The following is a 16,152-nucleotide window of genomic DNA, read 5'->3' on the forward strand; positions in this document are numbered from 1 at the left end:
GCCGACGATCCGGCCATGCCCCCAATTGAAAGACTTGTGAAGCCCGGTTGCCCCTTTGACCGCCGGGGCCTCACGTATACGCGCGAGGGTGGCGGGAGCGGTGGGCCTTCGTCAAGAGGGCGTGAGGCGCCTCCATTTCCATGGCATTTTGACAGGCATAAGACACAGGCGGGTTCGTTTCGGAACTATCACAACTTTACCCGCGCGGCTCCCTCTCCGAAAATCCACGCGCTTTTACGGAGCGCGCGATGAGACCACTTAATCCCCGATCACAGGATGCGGCTGACCCGGCCCCCGGCATGGCGCTGGATCACCCCGGCCAATTCCAGTTCGATCAGCGCCATCTGCACACCCCCGGCGCTCAGGCCCGACTGGCGCACGATCTCGTCCACCCCCACCGGGGCCAGGCCCAGCAGCGCGGCAATCCGGTCATTGGCATCGGTGCTGCCGTCCGCGTCTTCTGGCGCCTCCTGCGCCTTTTCAAAATGGCTCTCGCCGCCAAAGCCGTCCAGCGGGCCGTGATCCTCTTCATGAAAATGCGAACGCGGCACGCCGTCGAAACTGGCGATCAGCTCGATAATGTCCTCGGCGCGCTGGATCAGGATGGCGCCGTCGCGGATCATTTCGTTGCAGCCATGGCTGCGCGGGTCAAGCGGGGAGCCGGGAACCGCCATCACCTCGCGCCCGTAATCGCCCGCCAGCCGCGCGGTTATCAGCGAACCGGACTTGAGCGCGGCCTCGACCACCACGGTGCCCGCGGCGATCCCGGCGATGATGCGGTTGCGCGCCGGGAAATGACGCTGGGTTGGCTCGACGCCGGGCGGCGCCTCGGTCAGGAGCAGGCCCTCCTCGGCAATGCGCGATTGCAGCGCGGCATGGTCGGGTGGATACGCGATGTCGATGCCCCCGGCGATGACGGCAATCGTGCCGGCGTTGGTGTAAGCCTCTCCCCGACCCGCTAGCGCACCTTCATGCGCAGCCGCATCTATGCCGCGCGCCAGACCCGACACCACCGGATAGCCCGCCTCGGCCAGCCCGCCCGCGATTTCTCGCGCCAGCCGCATCGCCCCCGCGCTGGCATTGCGCGCGCCCACCATGGCCACCGGCGCGGCCCGCGACAGATCCGCCCGCCCGCGCGCAATCAGCAAAGGCGGAGCCGAATCGACCTGACGCAGCAAGGGGGGATAATCGGGCGAATCATGAAAGATATAGCGCGCACCGGCGGCGCGGACGGCCTTGATCTCGGCCTCGACCACGCCGGGATCCACCGCGCGATAGGGCTGACGCCCCTTGCCGCTGGCGCGCCCGTCGCCCCGCGCGGCCAGATCGGGCAAAGCGTCGAGCGCCCGGCGCGCATCGCCAAACCGGCGCAGCAATTGTCCAAAGGTCACCGGCCCGATGTTGGGCGAGCGGATCAGGCGTATCCGCGCCAGCCCCTCCTCGCGCGTCAGGGTGAAGCCCGTGCCGGACTGCGCCTCCTCGCCCGTTTCACTCATCCCTTTTTCGCGCCCACTTTCGGCTCGGTTCCGGCGCGCAGGCGGGCGATATTCTCACGATGCTGATACAGCACCAGCGCGGCCAGCGCGGCCAGCACCGGTACCATCGCCGTATGGCCCAGCGCCAATGCGCCAATCGGCGCGGCCAGCGCGGCGCTCATCCCGCCCACGCTGGAAATGCGCGAGAGCCGGAACATGCCCACCCATGCCAGCAGGCACAGCAGCCCGACCGGCCATGCCAGCCCCAACGCCACGCCCAGCATGGTGGCCACGCCCTTGCCGCCTTTGAATTTCAACCACACCGGGAAGCAATGGCCCACCATCGCCCCGGCCCCGCCCGCCAGCGCCAGCCATGTCGCCCCGGCGGCCCCATCGGCAAATTGCCCGGCTGGCAGCATGCCCGCGATCAGCACCGCCGCCGCCCCCTTGCCGCCATCGAGCAGGAGCGTGGCCGCCGCCAGACCTTTACGCCCGGTGCGCAGCACATTGGTCGCCCCGATATTGCCCGAACCGATCGAGCGCAGATCGCCCGCGCCAAAGGCCCGCGTCAACAGCAGGCCAAAAGGCACCGAACCCAGCGCATAACCCAGCACCGAGGCCACCATCAAAGACATTGCATTCACCCTTTTTGGCGCCCCATGCTTTAACCAAGGGGCGCGTTCACCCCTCCTTTAGTCGCAGCGGCGATTTTGTCGAACCCCCTTCTCTTTCCTTTTTGCCGCAATCGCTCGTAAAGAGGAGCTGACATGGCCCCGACTCCCGACGAACTGATCGCCCCTTCCGCCCCCATCCTGCTCTTCGATTCAGGCGTCGGCGGATTGACCGTGCTGGACGCGCTGCGCCGCCATTTGCCCGATGCTCCGGTGATCTATGTGGCCGACAATGCGGGCCTGCCCTATGGCACCAAAACCGAGGCGCAGATCGCCGCGCGGGTGTCGGGCCTGCTGGGGCGGATGACCGAGCGTTTGCGCCCTCGCCTGGTCTGCATCGCCTGCAATACGGCCAGCACGATCGCACTGGCCAGCGTGCGCGAAGTGCTGGAGGTGCCGATTGTGGGCACGGTGCCCGCGATCAAGCCCGCCGCAGCCATGACCCAGACCGGCGTGATCGGCCTGCTGGGCACGCAGGCGACGATCCGTCAGGCCTATGTGGATCGACTGGAGCATGAATTTGCCGCCGGTAAACGCCTTTTGCGCCATGGTGCGCCCGAACTGGTCGAGGCGGCGGAGGCAAAATTGCGAGACTTGCCGGTCGATTCCCGTTTGATTGCGCGCGCGGTTGCGGGCCTGCGCGATCAGCCGGACGGAGATCGCATTGACACGGTGGTGCTGGCCTGCACCCATTTCCCGCTGTTGGCGCAGGAATTGGGCGAGGCATTTGGTCCGGGCGTGCGCTTTATCGACGGGGCCGACGGCATCGCGCGCCGCATCGCCTTTTTGACGCAAGGTCAGGAGTTTAAACGCAATGCCGAAGACCTTGCCCTGTTCACCAGCGGGGATGGGATCGCCGGGCTGGAGCCTGCGTTGAACCAGCGCGGATTGACGCGCATCGGCGTGTTCTGATCCCCTTAATGGTCGCCGTGCGATAAAGACAAATACTACTTTTGGACAGAATGCCCTATCTCACTGTTTGACTCTGGTCATTTTATGCATCCCCTCATATGTTCTAACGGGGGAGAGCCGGAAAGCCGGATCCATACGGTGCCGTTCAGGATTAGAGCCAGTGAACTACGACCAGATTTTCGACGCAGCTATCGACCGCCTGCATTCCGAAGGGCGGTATCGCGTGTTTATCGACATCCTGCGCAACAAGGGCGCCTATCCCAACGCGCGCTGTTTTGCCGGACATAACGGCCCCAAGCCGATCACGGTGTGGTGCAGCAACGACTATCTGGCGATGGGGCAGCACCCCAAGGTGATCGCCGCGATGGAGGAAGCGCTGCATGACGTGGGCGCGGGTTCGGGCGGCACGCGCAACATCGGCGGTAACACCCATTACCATATCCAGTTGGAAGAAGAACTGGCCGACCTGCACGGCAAGCAGGGCGCGCTGCTCTTCACTTCGGGCTATGTGTCGAACGATGCCACGCTCTCCACGCTGGCCAAGATCCTGCCCGGATGCGTAATCTTTTCCGACGAATTGAATCATGCCAGCATGATCGCCGGCATCCGCAATTCGGGCGCGGAAAAGAAGGTGTTCCGTCACAATGATGTCGAGCATCTGGAAGAACTGCTGAAGGAAACCGATCCCAACGTGCCCAAGCTGGTTGCGTTTGAATCGGTCTATTCGATGGATGGCGATATCGCCCCGATCCACGAAATCTGCGATCTGGCGGAAAAGTACAACGCACTGACCTATATCGACGAGGTCCATGCCGTGGGCATGTATGGCCCGCGCGGCGGCGGCATCACCGATCGCGACAATGCCGCCCACCGCATCGACATTATCGAGGGCACGCTGGGCAAGGCTTTTGGCGTGATGGGCGGCTATATCGCGGCCGACAAGCGCATCATCGATGTGATCCGCTCCTATGCGCCGGGCTTCATTTTCACCACCTCGCTCTCGCCGGTGCTGGTGGCGGGCGTGCTGGCCTCGGTTCGTCATCTGAAGGCGTCGAGCGTTGAGCGCGACGGGCAGCAGGCGGCGGCGGCGGGCCTCAAGGCCATGATGCGCGAGGCCGGGCTGCCGGTGATGAATTCGACCACGCATATCGTGCCGCTGATGGTGGGCGATCCGGTCAAGGCCAAGAAGATCAGCGACATTCTGCTGGCCGAATATGGCGTCTATGTGCAGCCCATCAACTTCCCTACCGTGCCGCGCGGGACCGAACGTCTGCGTTTTACGCCCGGGCCGCAGCATACCGAGGCCATGATGCGCGATCTGACCGCCGCGCTGGTGGAAATCTGGGATCGGCTGGAGTTGAAGCTGGCGGCGTAAGCAAATCTATGCCTCCGGCGGGCAAAGGGACTTGTCCCTTTGCAATCTCATTAATGAGGTGGTGCCGGGTTGGCAGGGTTATTGAATGGAATTTGAGAGCCTGCGGCGCGAAGAGCTTATGCTCAAAAGCGCCGCAGGCTTTAATTTTGAAACGCTGCGTCCGACACCCATTGGCCGAACCCGTGGCACAACACAGACAGTAACGGGAGCGCGAGGGTCTAGACCCTCGCATCATCCCTTTTCTTACCCATACCTACCCGTCACATAATCCCGCATCGCCGCCGTCGCAGGCCGCACAAAGGCCTCACCCGAGGGCCGGAATTCCACCATTTTGCCCATCAGCATAAAGCCGGTGTAGTCCGAAATCCGCGCCGCCTGCTGCAGGTTGTGGGTGACGATGACGATGGTGAAGCTCTGCTTGAGTTCGATCAGCGCCGTTTCCAGCTTGGCCGTGGACAAAGGATCGAGCGCCGAGGCCGGCTCGTCGAGCAACAGCACTTCCGGCTCGACCGCGATCCCGCGCGCCACGCAAAGGCGCTGCTGCTGCCCGCCCGACAGGCTCAGGCCCGACTTGTCCAGCTTGTCCTTGACCTCGTCCCACAGCGCCGCGCGGGTCAGTGAGGTTTCGACGATCTCGTCCATTTGCGCACGCGAGACATTGCGGTGCAGCCGGACGCCAAAGGCGATGTTTTCATAGATCGACATCGGAAAGGGCGTCGGCCGCTGAAACACCATGCCGATACGCGCGCGCAGCCGGGCATTGTCGCCGTTAATAGGCGCGCCCGAAGCGGGTGGCGCGTCCTCCACCGCCTCTCCCCCGGCCAGCAGGTTCTCGCCGTTGAACAGGATCTGCCCCTCGGCGCGTTGGCCAGGATAGAGGTCGTAGATCTTGTTGAGCGTGCGCAGCAGCGTCGATTTCCCGCAGCCCGACGGCCCGATCAGCGCCGTGATCTTGCCCCGCGCCACCGGCAGATCGACGCCGAACAGCGCCTGATGCTTGCCATAGAAAAAGTTCAGCCCGCGCACGTCCAGCACGCGCTGCTCCATCGGCGGGGGCAGGATCACGCTGCCGACATCGGCCTGTTTGGCGTCAAAATTCACGACTGATGGCTCCCGCGCGCCAGAGCGCGTCCGATGATGTTGGCGGCAAGGACGGTGATCGCGATCAACAGCGCCCCCACCCATGCCAGCGCGCGCCAGTCGTCAAAGGCCGACAGCGCGAATTGATAGATCGTGGTGGGCAAGGCGCCCATCGGCTGGGTCAGGGCAAAGGAGAGGTTGGGATTGCCCAGCGAGGTGAAAAGCAGCGGCGCCGTCTCGCCCGAGATACGCGCAAAGCCCAGCAGCGCGCCCGTCACCAGACCCGGCCGCGAGGCGCGCCAGATGATTGCGCGGATGACATAGCTCTTGCCAGCACCGATCGCCATGCCGGCCTCGCGCAACTGGTTCGATTGCAGGCGCAGGATGTCCTCGGTCGTGCGCGTCACCACGGGCGTGGCCACAAAGGCCAGCGCCACCGCGCCCGCGCCCGCCGAAAAGCCATGCAGCGGCCGCACCAGAATTTCATAAACGAACAGGCCGATCAGGATCGATGGCGCGGACAGCAACACGTCGTTCAAAAACCGTACCACCTCGGCCAGACGCTTGCCCTCACCATATTCGGCCAACCACGTGCCCGCCAGAATGCCGATGACCACCGCCATCACCATGCCGATCGCGCACATTTCCAGCGAGCCGAGGATGGCATTGCGCAGGCCGCCGGGCATTTCCGGCGGCGGCTGATCCATGGTGAAGATATGCAGGCCAATCCCATCCAGCCCATTGGCCACCAGCGACCACAGGATCAGCAAGAGCGCGATCACCGCCACGGCGGTGGCCGCCATGGTCAGGCCGACAAAGCCGTAATTGACCAGCTTGCGCCGCATATGGCGGTCGAAAACCCGCATCACGCCTTCTCCCGCCCGATCAGCAGCCGCGCACCCACCAGCGCGGCAAAGGTGATCACAAACAGCACCAGCCCCAGCGCCAGCAATGCCGAGACATGCAGATCGCTGCTCGCTTCGGCAAATTCATTGGCGATGGTCGAGGCGATGGTCGATCCGCTGGCGAACAGGCTGCGCGGGAATTCGTGGCTGTTGCCGATGATGAAGGTGACGGCCATCGTCTCGCCCAGCGCGCGGCCCAGCCCCAGCATCACCGCACCGATCGCGCTGCGCCGGATATAGGGCAGCATGATCTTGCTCACCACCTCATAGGGGGTGCAGCCCATGCCATAGGCCGCCTCGCGCACATGGGTGGGCACGGACAGCAGCAGTTCGCGCAGCACCGTGGCGATATAGGGCAGCACCATGATCGCCAGGATCATCGCGGCGGTAAAAATATTCGCGCCATTGGGGATGCCCTCGAACAGATGGCCCCAGAAACTGTCGGGATCGACCACATAGAACAGCGGCAATTGCACATGCAGCGCAAACCACGGCGCCAGCACAAACAGGCCCCACATGCCGTAAACAATGGATGGAATGCCCGCCAGCAGCTCGACCGCCATACTGACATATCTGGCCAGCACCGAGGGGCAGAATTCCACCAGAAACACCGCGATCCCCACCGCCAGCGGCAGCGCCATCACCATAGCCAGACCCGCCGTCACCAGCGTGCCGACAATGGGTCCTGCCGCGCCATAATCCTCGGCCACAGGATCCCATGCGGCGGAGATGAAGAATTTCGGCCCGAAATGCGCCAGCGCGGGCCAGCCCCCGATCACCAGCGCAACCAGCAGGCCAGCGAGCGTCGCCATCAGCACCATGGCGGCGGAAAAGCACAGCGCCTGAAAAAACGCATCCTGCCGCGCCGCGCGCGAGGGGCCGGCAGTCTCCACGCTCATTTGCCGCCCCCGATGGCGCGCCATTGCTGGCGCACCATGGCTTTGAGCGAGGCGGGCAGCGGCACATAGGACAGGCGCGCCGCCGTGGCATCACCGCGCGCAAAGGCCCAGTCAAAGAAACGCAGCACCGCGCGACCCTTTTCCGGGCGCTCCTGCTCGCGGTGCATCAGGATGAAGGTCGCGCCCGAAATCGGCCATGCCCCCGCCCCCGGTTGGTTGAGCAGCAGCACGTAATTGCCCGCAGCACGCCCCCATGGCGCCGCAGAGGCGGCGGCGGCGAAACTGGTCGGTTCAGGCGTCGGGAATTGCCCCGCTGAATTCTGCACGCGGGCATAGCTGACCTTGCCCTTGCGAGCGTAGATATATTCGACATAGCCCAGCGCGCCATAGGTCTGGCGCACGAAAGCGGCCACGCCATCATTGCCCTTGCCGCCAATCCCGGCGGGCCATTTTACTGCATCGCTGGCCCCCACCGCGCGTGCCCATGCGGGCGAGGTCTGGGCCAGATAGGAGGTGAACAGGAAGGTCGTGCCCGAACCATCGGCGCGGTGAACCACCGTAATCGGGAAAGGCGGCAGCTTCAGCCCCGGATTGAGCGCGGCGATGCGCGGATCGTTCCAGCGCTTGATCCGGCCCAGAAAAATGTCGCCCAGCAAACCGCCCGACAGGCGCAATTGCCCCGGCCCGATGCCCGGCAGATTGAACACCGGCACCACCCCGCCGATCGCAGCGGGAAACTGCACCAGCCCTGCCTTGTTCAACTCTTCGGGCTTCAAAGGCTTGTCGGTGGCGCCGAAATCGACCGTATGGGCGATGATCTGGCGCACCCCGCCGCCCGAGCCAATCGATTGATAATTCAGTTGATCGCCGCTGGCACCGGCATATTCGCGGGCCCATGCCTGATAGAGAGAGGCAGGAAAGCTGGCCCCCGCGCCGGTGAACGATTCGGACCAAGCGGGCGAAATCATCGCCAGCCCAAGGCCGAACGCCAGCACGGTTTTGCGAAACATGGGCGATTCTCCACCAATGGGCGCACTTCGCCCACATCGGGCGCTAGACATTCCATATGACAACTTTGTGACAATCGCCAAGCCTCGACACTTTCGCGCCTTTTTGCCCAAACCGGCGGGAAAGGCGCGTTGCGGCCCGTCTTTGCCCTCATGCACGCCGCGCAATGTCATAGAAATGTCATCTTCTTCACACCGCCCCTTTGCCGACAGGGCTTTATCGTCCCACCGACGATTATCTATCTATCCCGATGCGCATGGCGGCCCTAAACTGGCCCGGATGGATCGATGCGCCGACCGGGTCCCGGCGCAAACCGATCCCGGCGGTCGGTTCACGGCGATCACCGCCAGCCTCGCGGCCCATATGGCTCATGCCACAAGGAATTCGTTCGATGGATTTGCTCAAGCCCTTTGCCCTGGCCCTGCTCGCATCGACGGCTCTGGCGCCGGGCGCAGCGGCGGCATCGGGGCAAGCGGCCAAGCCCAGCCCCAGCCTTCAGGCCCAATTGCAACAGGCCCAGGCGCAAATGGCGCGGATGCAGGCGCAGATCGACGCGCTGGAAAAGAAGCTGACCGCGCTGACCGCGCCCAATGCGGCCGACGCCAAGCTGGCCGAGGCCAAGCCCGAGGGTACAGCGCCCGGGGCAACGCCGCCTGAAACGCCCACGCTGGCCTCGGCGGTGGAAACCGCCCGCCATGCCGATGCCACCGCCACGCAGGCGCTGGCCAGCGCGGAAAAGGCGCAGGGCGCGATCACCCTGACCCAGCGCGCCGTGGCCGCCACCAAATGGGCCGCCAACACCTCGGTCTCGGGCGAAATGTTCCTGAACCTGAGCAACATCACCCAGCACAGCGGCGGCGCGAACAATCCCGCCAGCGGCGCGGGCGTCAATCTCAAGCGCGCCTTCATCGGGCTGAACCATCGTTTCACCAACAAGGTTTCGGCCGCGATCCTGCTGGACGCCGACAATGTCACCGGCCAGCCCAGCACGGTGAACCCGCTCAACTCGGCCTCCGGGCTGGTGGGCAAGGGCGTCTATGTGCGCAACGCCTATGCCGAGGTAAAACTGCACCCCGCGCTGACCATCCGGCTGGGCGCGGCGGAAATGCCGTGGATCTCCTATGCCGAGGGGGCGGAAAACCAGCGCCATGTCGAGCGCTCGCTGCTCGAACGGGTGGGCTATGGCAATCCGGCCGACTGGGGTCTCCACCTTTCGGGCGACTTTCTGCGTCAGGGCAGCACCAGCCTGTCCTATGGTCTGGCCGTGGTCAACGGCGGGGGCTATCGTCAGGCCCGCGTGACCAAATCCATGGACATCGAGGCGCGCCTGTCGGGCACATGGAACGGGTTCTACGCCGCCGCCGGGGGCTATTACGGCAAGCGCGGCAATGACATCGAATCCATCGCGGGCACCACGGCCTCGTCCTTCCGCACCGCCACGCGGATCGACTTCATGGGCGGATACAAGAGTTCGGTGATCGGCATCGGCGGCGAATATTTCTATGCCCGCGACTGGAACAATGTGGCGATCAATCCGGCCAATTTCGCACTGTCGCAGGATACGGCCAGCGGCTGGTCGGGATTTGCCCATTACAACCTCTCGCGCCAATGGCGGGCCTTCATGCGCTATGATCAGGTTCACCCCAACCGGATGACGGTGCGCGATTTGCAGGACGATCTGTTTGTGGGGGGCCTGCAATTCTCGCCGCTCAAATATGTCGATCTGGCGCTGGTGTATAAGCGCGAGACGGTCAATGGCGGCTCTCTGGCCACCAGCAATGGCGTGATCGGTTGCGGCACGACGGCCACGCCCAATGCCTTTGCCACGGTTTCCGGCCCTTCGGCGCTGTGCAAGGGCAATGGCACCTATGACGAAGTAGGGCTGTTCACCGCGATCCGCTTCTGATGCGTTTGGAGGTCATTCTGCTGGCGGCGGGATGGTCGCGGCGGATGGAGGGCGTGGACAAGCGGCTGATGCCATGGCGCGGGGCGCCGATGGTGCGCCGCGCGGCGGAATTGTATCTGGGGCTGGGCCTGCCGGTGATGGTGGTGGGCCGGGCGCGGGATGAGGCTTTGGCGCGGGCGCTTGGTGGGCTGGATCTGCGCCTGATCGCCAATCCCGATGAAGGCAGCGAGCAGGGCGCATCGGCGCGGGTCGGGCTGGCGGCCTGTATCCTTGACGGAGATGGCGTGATCTTTGCGCTGGCCGATCAGCCGCTGTTGATGCCTGAGGATATTGCCGCGCTGATTGCGGATTTTGCCGGGCATCGCGATGCTGTCACCATTCCGCGCCATGATAGTGTACGGGGCAATCCGGTGGTGATGCCGCGCGATCTGGCGCTTGGGCTGGCAGCCCAGCCTGCGGATGTCAGCCCGCGCGCATGGATCGAGCGCCACGCCTCGCGCATTGTCTGGCACGAGGCGGAACATTCGCGTTTCACCAGCGATATGGATACGCCGCAGGACAGGGATCGCCTGCGACAATACGAAAGTTGATTCATCATTCAGGATGGCTAGGTTAGTCGTTCAAAGGCCCATGGGCCGCAAGAAGATGACAAGAGGAGTAGACCGGCCATGAAACTCGACAAGAAGGTTTGCATCGTCACGGGCGCCGCCAGCGGCATTGGGCTTGGCATTGCGCGGCGTTATGTGGCCGAAGGGGCGCTGGTGGCGCTGGCCGATCTCAATCTGGACGCGGCGCAAGCCGCAGCCGCCCAACTGAACGCCGCAGGACCGGGTCAGGCCATCGGCATCGCCATGGACGTGACCAGCGAGGAGCAGGTCAATGCCGGGGTGGCCGAAGTGGTGGCCAAATGGGGCACGGTGGATGTGCTGGTCTCGAACGCGGGCATCCAGATCGTCAATCCGGTGGAAAATTTCGCCTATGCCGACTGGAAGAAGATGCTGGCGATCCATCTCGACGGCGCATTTCTGACCAGCAAGGCAGTCTTGCCGCATATGCAGGCACAAGGTTCAGGCGCGATTCTCATGATGGGTTCGGTCCATTCCAAGACCGCCAGCCCGCTCAAATCCGCCTATGTCACCGCCAAGCACGGGCTGCTGGGTCTGGCCCGCACGATTGCGCGCGAGGGCGGCAAAAAGGGCATTCGCGCCAATGTGATCTGCCCCGGCTTTGTCAAAACGCCGCTGGTGGAAAAGCAGATCCCCGAACAGGCCAAGGAATTGGGCATTTCCGAGGAGGAAGTGGTCAAGAAGGTCATGCTGGGCGACACGGTGGACGGCGAATTCACCACCGTCGAGGACATTGCCGAGGTCGCGCTGTTCTTCGCCGCCTTCCCCAGCAATGCGCTGACCGGGCAATCGCTGATCGCCAGCCACGGATGGTTCATGGAATAAAGCCCGGCGCCGGGGCCGGGTTTTTCGCATACACCGGCCCCGGCCCGTTCAGGCCGTCAAGTGCGCGACCAGCGCCTTGACCTTTTTCTGGCGCCATTGCGGCAGGGGGGCTACCAGCCAATAGGCTTTGCGTGCGGGTTCCGGTTCGCCAAAGCCGGGGATGCGACCCAGATCGCGCCAGCCCTGCGCCAGGAGCAAAGGCACACGCGCGCGACCAAGCCCGGCAGCGGCCGCCGCAATCGCCTGCCCCGCATCGCCCACATGCAGGCCCGCCTCGATCCCCTCGCCCGCCGGATTGGGGTCGCTGGGCCATGCGATCCACTCGCCCTCGCCCACAACCGCCTGCTGCGCCTCGCCAATCGCCACACCTTCCAGATCGCCCGGCCCTTCGGACAGGCGCATGGCAAGGTCGAGGTTGGCCTCGGTAAAATCGGTGGCATCGCCATCGACCAGCACGACGCGAATGTCGGGATTGGCCGCACGGAACGCGGCCAGACGCGGCGCCAGCCATGCCGCGAAAATGTCGCGCGGGGCGGCAATCGTGTAAACATGCGAGGATTGCCCCGCCTGCATCGCCTGCACCGCATCCTCAAATTGCAGGAAACCGGCGCGCAAAGGCTCCAGCCCCGCCTGCGCCTCGTCGGTCAGTTCCAGCCCCTTGGTCGTGCGGCGAAACAGCACCACGCCCAGCAGATCCTCAAGCGCGCGGATCTGTTGCCCGACGGCCGCCGGGGTCACGGCCAGTTCGTCGGCGGCGCGGGTAAAGGACAGGTGACGCGCCGCCGCGTCAAACACGCGCAAGGCATTGAGAGGAAGATGGGTACGCTTCATGGCGCGGGTTGTTGCGCGCCGCCGCCCACTGCGTCAAGCCTTCATCCCGCCGTGGCGGGAGCGGCCAGCGGGAAATGCGGGATCGGCACCAGCACCGAATCGCCCTGCGATCCATCAGGGTGAATCTCGCGGAAGGTATAATAGCCCTCCATGCTGCCCTGCGGCGTGGCCAGCGGGCAGCCCGAGACGTAATCATGACTTTGGCCCGGAGACAGCACGGGGGTCTCGCCCACGACGCCTTCGCCCTCGACCAGATTGACCGCACCGCGTCCATCGGTGATCCGCCAGTGGCGCGTGACCAGTTGCAGGGTGCGATCCGAGTCGTTCTCGATCCGTATATGGTAGACCCAGAACCACTTGCCCGCCTCGATCCGCGATTGTTCGGGCAGGAAGTTGACAGCCACCCGCACGGTGACGCCATGGGTGGTGGCGGCGTGCTGGAACAGTTCCTTGATGAAGGATCGGTCAGACATGGATGCAGGTTAGCGCCGCTTTTGGCGCTTCGCAACGGGCCTTTAGGGGCATTTTGGGGTTATTGGACCAACGGTTTGCCGCAAAAAATGCAGGTCTTTTATTGATATTCACTCGCAATAGCGTTAAATGAAGCTCCACACCAAGGAGTGTCCCCATGAACGAACCGCATCTGGCCCGGATCCTGCCCCATACCGCCCCACTCGAAGGCCCGCCGCGCGCACTTCTGGTCGCGCTGCGCCGGATGGCGATCCACGGCCTCTATGATGCCAGCGCGTCGCTGTTGATGTTTGAACATTTCGGGCTGCATTTCCGCAAGCCGCTGGTGCTGATGCGCGCGCTGTTGATGGAGGTTTCGCAGACCACCCGCAAACCGATCCAGATCGCGCCCTGCTGCGCCTCGCGCATGACGACGGCGGAAAATGCGCTGCTGCGCGCGATGACCTGCGCCGATCATGACCCCGCACAGGCTGGGCAGCATTTGCAGGATCTGACTCAGGCCCCCGCCATCGAGGGTCTGCTGGCCACCACCCGCGTGCTGGCCAGCGCCCTTCGCGATTCCGGGCGGGAACTCAGGGTCGAGGCTTGAAGGCCCTTAAAGCCCAATCGCCTTCAATGCCCCGTCGAGATCTTCCTTGAGGTCTTCCAGATCCTCAAGCCCGACGCTGATACGGATCATGCCCTCGGTCACGCCCATCGCCTGCCGCGTTTCGGGCGAGATCGAGGAATGGGTCGTGCTGGCCGGATGGGTCATCAGCGACTTGGTGTCGCCGATATTGTTCGAAATGTCGATCAATTGCAGCGCGTTGAGCAGCTTCATCGCCGCCTCGCGCCCGCCATCGACCTCAAAGGAGAAGATCGAACCCGCGCCATACATCTGCTTTTTCACCAGATAGTGCTGCGGGTGGCTTTCCAGCCCGGGGTGCAGCACGCGCGGCAGACGCGCTTCCAGCCAGCGGCCGAGGTCCAGCGCCGCATCACTCTGCGCCTTCGCGCGCAGTTCGAGCGTTTCCAGACCTTTCAGCACCACCCATGCATTGAAGGGCGACAGCACATTGCCCGTGTTGCGCGTATAGGGGTGCAGGATGGTATTGATGAAATTGGCATCGCCCGCCACCGCGCCCGCCAGCGTCCGGCCCGAACCGTCCATCAGCTTGGTGGCGGCATAGGCCACCACATCGGCGCCATGATCCAGCGGGCGCTGCAAGGCGACGCTGGCAAAGGCATTGTCCACCACCACGCGAATGCCGCGCGCATGGGCGATCTTGGAAACCTCGGCAATATCGACCAGATCCATCGTCGGATTGGCCGGGGTTTCAAAGAAGAACAGCTTGGTATTGTCGCGGATCGCGTCCTGCCACTGATTGAGGTCGCGCCCGTCAACCGCCGTCACCTCGATGCCGAAGCGGGGCAACAGATTGTCCGTCACCCAGCGCGTCGGGCCAAAGGCGGCCTTGGCGATCACCATATGGTCGCCCGCCGACAATTGGCACAGCAGAACGCTGGACATCGCGCCCATGCCGCTGGCCTGACACCGGCATGCCTCGGCCCCTTCCATCAGGGCAATGCGCTCCTCCAGCATCTGCACGCTGGGGTTGGCGGTGCGCGAATAGGTCATGCCGGGCAATTTGCCCGCAAAGCGGTCGGCCACGGTTTCGGCGCTGTCATAGGCAAAGCCCGAGGTCATATAGATGGCCTCGGAGGTTTCGCCCTGTTCGCTGCGCCATGTGCCGCCGCGCACGGCCTGCGTCGCGCTGCGCCAGTTGCGGGTGATCTTACGATCCTGTCCAGTATCCCTTTTCATGGGGCCTTGCTCTATAACCGGCACGGCGCAAGAGCAAGGGCATCCGGCGCAAGCGCTGTTGCGCAGATCCCGCCCCGGATCTAGCCTGTTCAAATGTTTGCCAAGCCACAGTCCGACCCGTGGGCATTCCAGATCCTTGTCACGCTGCTGTTTGCCGGGCTGGTGGCGCTGCGCCTGACGATCCCGTCGCATCTCTATTTCGACGAGATCCATTACGTGCCCGCCGCGCGCGCGATGATCGCGGGCAATCCGGCCAATCCGGAACACCCGCTGTTTGCCAAGGCGATGATCGCCGCCTCGATCCGCATCTTTGGCGACAATCCACTGGGCTGGCGGATGCCCAGTGCGCTGATGGGGGTGATCGGCCTGTGGGCCTTTGGCCGCGCCATGTGGCGGGCCAGCGGGAGGGCCATGGCCTCGGTCGCCGCGATGGTGCTGCTGGCCACCGATTTCGCGTGGTATGTGCAAAGCCGGATTGCCATGCTCGACATGGTGATGGCTGGGCTGGCGATGGTGGCGCTCTGGCTGATCGCCGGGGCGATGAACCGGGCCGATGGATCGCGATGGCGGATGGTGGCGGGCGGGCTCGTGCTGGGCCTGTCGCTGGGCGCGAAATGGAGCGTGCTGCCGGTCTGGGCGGTGGTTGTGGCTATGGTGCTGGGCGCGCGGCTGCGGGCCTTGGCCACCGGGGCGCGGCCGATCCTGCCCGCGCTCTCGATGGTCGAGCTGAGCCTGTGTCTGATCGCCCTGCCGCTGGGGGCCTATTGGCTGACCTATCTGCCGGGCTTTTTCACCGCGCGCGATGCGGTGCCCCCTCTCGATCCGATCGGTTGGCATCGCCACATGATCGACCTGCAAAGCAGCGTGACCAAGCACCATCCCTATCAGAGCGTGTGGACCCAGTGGATCATCAACTGGCGCGCGATCTGGTATCTTTATGAAGTCACCGACGGGGCGCAGCGCGGGGTGATGCTGATCGGCAATCCCTTCACAATGATCGCGGGGCTGATCGCGCTGGTCTGGGCGGGATGGTGCGGATTGGCCCGCCGGGCATGGTTGCCGCTGGTGCTGGTGGCGCTTTATGCCGCCTCACTGGGCCTGTGGATCGTGGGCAACAAGCCGGTGCAGTTCTATTACCACTATCTGCTGCCCGGCACGTTTCTGATGGCGGCGCTGGGGCTGGCGGTGGATGAATTGTGGGCCGCGCGCGGGCGACGCTGGAGGCATGAGGCTTTTGGCATCCTCTTGCTGTCGGTGGGCGTGTTCGCGTGGTTCTTTCCGATCCTCTCGGCCGCCGCGCTGCATAAGGGCGTGGCCAGTTTCGAGGACTGGATGTGGCTGGCCAGCTGGCGCTGAGCTTGAAA

General features: G+C 64.3%; 16 protein-coding genes. 7 read left to right on the forward strand and 9 right to left on the reverse strand.

Going from position 1 to position 16,152, the window contains the following annotated elements; all coding sequences use genetic code 11:
• Positions 1 to 269: 269 nt before the first annotated feature.
• Together dprA and plsY are read right to left on the reverse strand one after the other, a co-directional pair.
• Positions 270 to 1,496 carry a DNA-processing protein DprA gene (dprA, locus tag BGP00_RS24970; RefSeq protein WP_292692353.1) on the reverse strand — a complete coding sequence of 409 codons (1,227 nt, stop codon included), beginning with the start codon at positions 1,494 to 1,496 and terminating at the stop codon, positions 270 to 272.
• Complete coding sequence (gene plsY / locus BGP00_RS24975) at positions 1,493 to 2,110, reverse strand: glycerol-3-phosphate 1-O-acyltransferase PlsY (RefSeq protein WP_168603931.1); 618 nt, start codon at positions 2,108 to 2,110, stop codon at positions 1,493 to 1,495. Before plsY ends, dprA begins: the two co-directional genes overlap by 4 nt.
• A gap of 132 nt (positions 2,111 to 2,242) precedes the next feature.
• Here plsY and murI point away from each other — a divergent pair, with 132 nt between their 5' ends.
• Positions 2,243 to 3,058 carry a glutamate racemase gene (murI, locus tag BGP00_RS24980; RefSeq protein ID WP_292692350.1) on the forward strand — a complete coding sequence of 272 codons (816 nt, stop codon included), beginning with the start codon at positions 2,243 to 2,245 and terminating at the stop codon, positions 3,056 to 3,058.
• A 160-nt stretch (positions 3,059 to 3,218) separates the two neighbouring features.
• On the forward strand, positions 3,219 to 4,433 hold the full coding sequence (gene hemA / locus BGP00_RS24985) for a 5-aminolevulinate synthase (protein WP_168603933.1): 1,215 nt from the start codon (positions 3,219 to 3,221) through the stop codon (positions 4,431 to 4,433).
• Between the two features lie 243 nt (positions 4,434 to 4,676).
• Here hemA and pstB read toward each other — a convergent pair whose 3' ends face one another.
• The 4 genes from pstB to pstS are packed head-to-tail and all read right to left on the reverse strand — an operon-like array spanning position 4,677 to position 8,327.
• Positions 4,677 to 5,480 carry a phosphate ABC transporter ATP-binding protein PstB gene (gene pstB, locus BGP00_RS24990; protein ID WP_310015289.1) on the reverse strand — a complete coding sequence of 268 codons (804 nt, stop codon included), beginning with the start codon at positions 5,478 to 5,480 and terminating at the stop codon, positions 4,677 to 4,679.
• Between the two features lie 50 nt (positions 5,481 to 5,530).
• Positions 5,531 to 6,379: a phosphate ABC transporter permease PstA gene (gene pstA / locus BGP00_RS24995; protein ID WP_292692538.1), complete on the reverse strand. Its 849-nt coding sequence runs from the start codon at positions 6,377 to 6,379 to the stop codon at positions 5,531 to 5,533.
• Positions 6,379 to 7,317 carry a phosphate ABC transporter permease subunit PstC gene (pstC, locus tag BGP00_RS25000; protein WP_292692348.1) on the reverse strand — a complete coding sequence of 313 codons (939 nt, stop codon included), beginning with the start codon at positions 7,315 to 7,317 and terminating at the stop codon, positions 6,379 to 6,381. The genes pstA and pstC overlap by 1 nt, the downstream gene beginning before the upstream one ends.
• Positions 7,314 to 8,327: a phosphate ABC transporter substrate-binding protein PstS gene (gene pstS, locus BGP00_RS25005; protein WP_292692346.1), complete on the reverse strand. Its 1,014-nt coding sequence runs from the start codon at positions 8,325 to 8,327 to the stop codon at positions 7,314 to 7,316. Before pstS ends, pstC begins: the two co-directional genes overlap by 4 nt.
• A gap of 389 nt (positions 8,328 to 8,716) precedes the next feature.
• Here pstS and BGP00_RS25010 point away from each other — a divergent pair, with 389 nt between their 5' ends.
• From BGP00_RS25010 to BGP00_RS25020, 3 genes are all read left to right on the forward strand, one after another.
• On the forward strand, positions 8,717 to 10,231 hold the full coding sequence (locus tag BGP00_RS25010; protein ID WP_292692344.1) for a hypothetical protein: 1,515 nt from the start codon (positions 8,717 to 8,719) through the stop codon (positions 10,229 to 10,231).
• Positions 10,231 to 10,821, forward strand: a complete 591-nt coding sequence (locus tag BGP00_RS25015) for a nucleotidyltransferase family protein (protein WP_292692342.1) — start codon at positions 10,231 to 10,233, stop codon at positions 10,819 to 10,821. The genes BGP00_RS25010 and BGP00_RS25015 overlap by 1 nt, the downstream gene beginning before the upstream one ends.
• Positions 10,822 to 10,899: 78 nt before the next feature.
• Complete coding sequence (locus BGP00_RS25020) at positions 10,900 to 11,682, forward strand: 3-hydroxybutyrate dehydrogenase (RefSeq protein ID WP_292692340.1); 783 nt, start codon at positions 10,900 to 10,902, stop codon at positions 11,680 to 11,682.
• 48 nt (positions 11,683 to 11,730) lie between these two features.
• Here BGP00_RS25020 and BGP00_RS25025 read toward each other — a convergent pair whose 3' ends face one another.
• The gene (locus BGP00_RS25025; RefSeq protein WP_168603940.1) at positions 11,731 to 12,513 is read right to left on the reverse strand and encodes a LysR family transcriptional regulator; all 783 of its coding nucleotides are present in this window, start codon (positions 12,511 to 12,513) and stop codon (positions 11,731 to 11,733) included.
• 41 nt (positions 12,514 to 12,554) lie between these two features.
• A complete protein-coding gene (gene apaG, locus BGP00_RS25030; RefSeq protein WP_168604110.1) occupies positions 12,555 to 12,968 on the reverse strand; it encodes a Co2+/Mg2+ efflux protein ApaG in 414 nt (137 codons plus the stop codon).
• Positions 12,969 to 13,141: 173 nt separating this feature from the next.
• On the opposite strand from apaG, the gene BGP00_RS25035 reads away from it, so the two are divergent.
• The gene (locus BGP00_RS25035) at positions 13,142 to 13,573 is read left to right on the forward strand and encodes a DUF6628 family protein (protein WP_292692338.1); all 432 of its coding nucleotides are present in this window, start codon (positions 13,142 to 13,144) and stop codon (positions 13,571 to 13,573) included.
• Between the two features lie 6 nt (positions 13,574 to 13,579).
• On the opposite strand, the gene BGP00_RS25040 is transcribed toward BGP00_RS25035, so the two are convergent.
• A complete protein-coding gene (locus BGP00_RS25040; protein ID WP_292692336.1) occupies positions 13,580 to 14,788 on the reverse strand; it encodes an aminotransferase class I/II-fold pyridoxal phosphate-dependent enzyme in 1,209 nt (402 codons plus the stop codon).
• Positions 14,789 to 14,881: 93 nt separating this feature from the next.
• Between BGP00_RS25040 and BGP00_RS25045 the strand changes: the two genes are divergently transcribed.
• On the forward strand, positions 14,882 to 16,144 hold the full coding sequence (locus BGP00_RS25045) for a phospholipid carrier-dependent glycosyltransferase (RefSeq protein WP_292692334.1): 1,263 nt from the start codon (positions 14,882 to 14,884) through the stop codon (positions 16,142 to 16,144).
• The last annotated feature ends 8 nt before the right edge of the window (positions 16,145 to 16,152 follow it).

The sequence above is a fragment of the Novosphingobium sp. 63-713 genome, assembly GCF_001898925.1.
In the GTDB taxonomy this organism is placed as follows: domain Bacteria; phylum Pseudomonadota; class Alphaproteobacteria; order Sphingomonadales; family Sphingomonadaceae; genus Novosphingobium.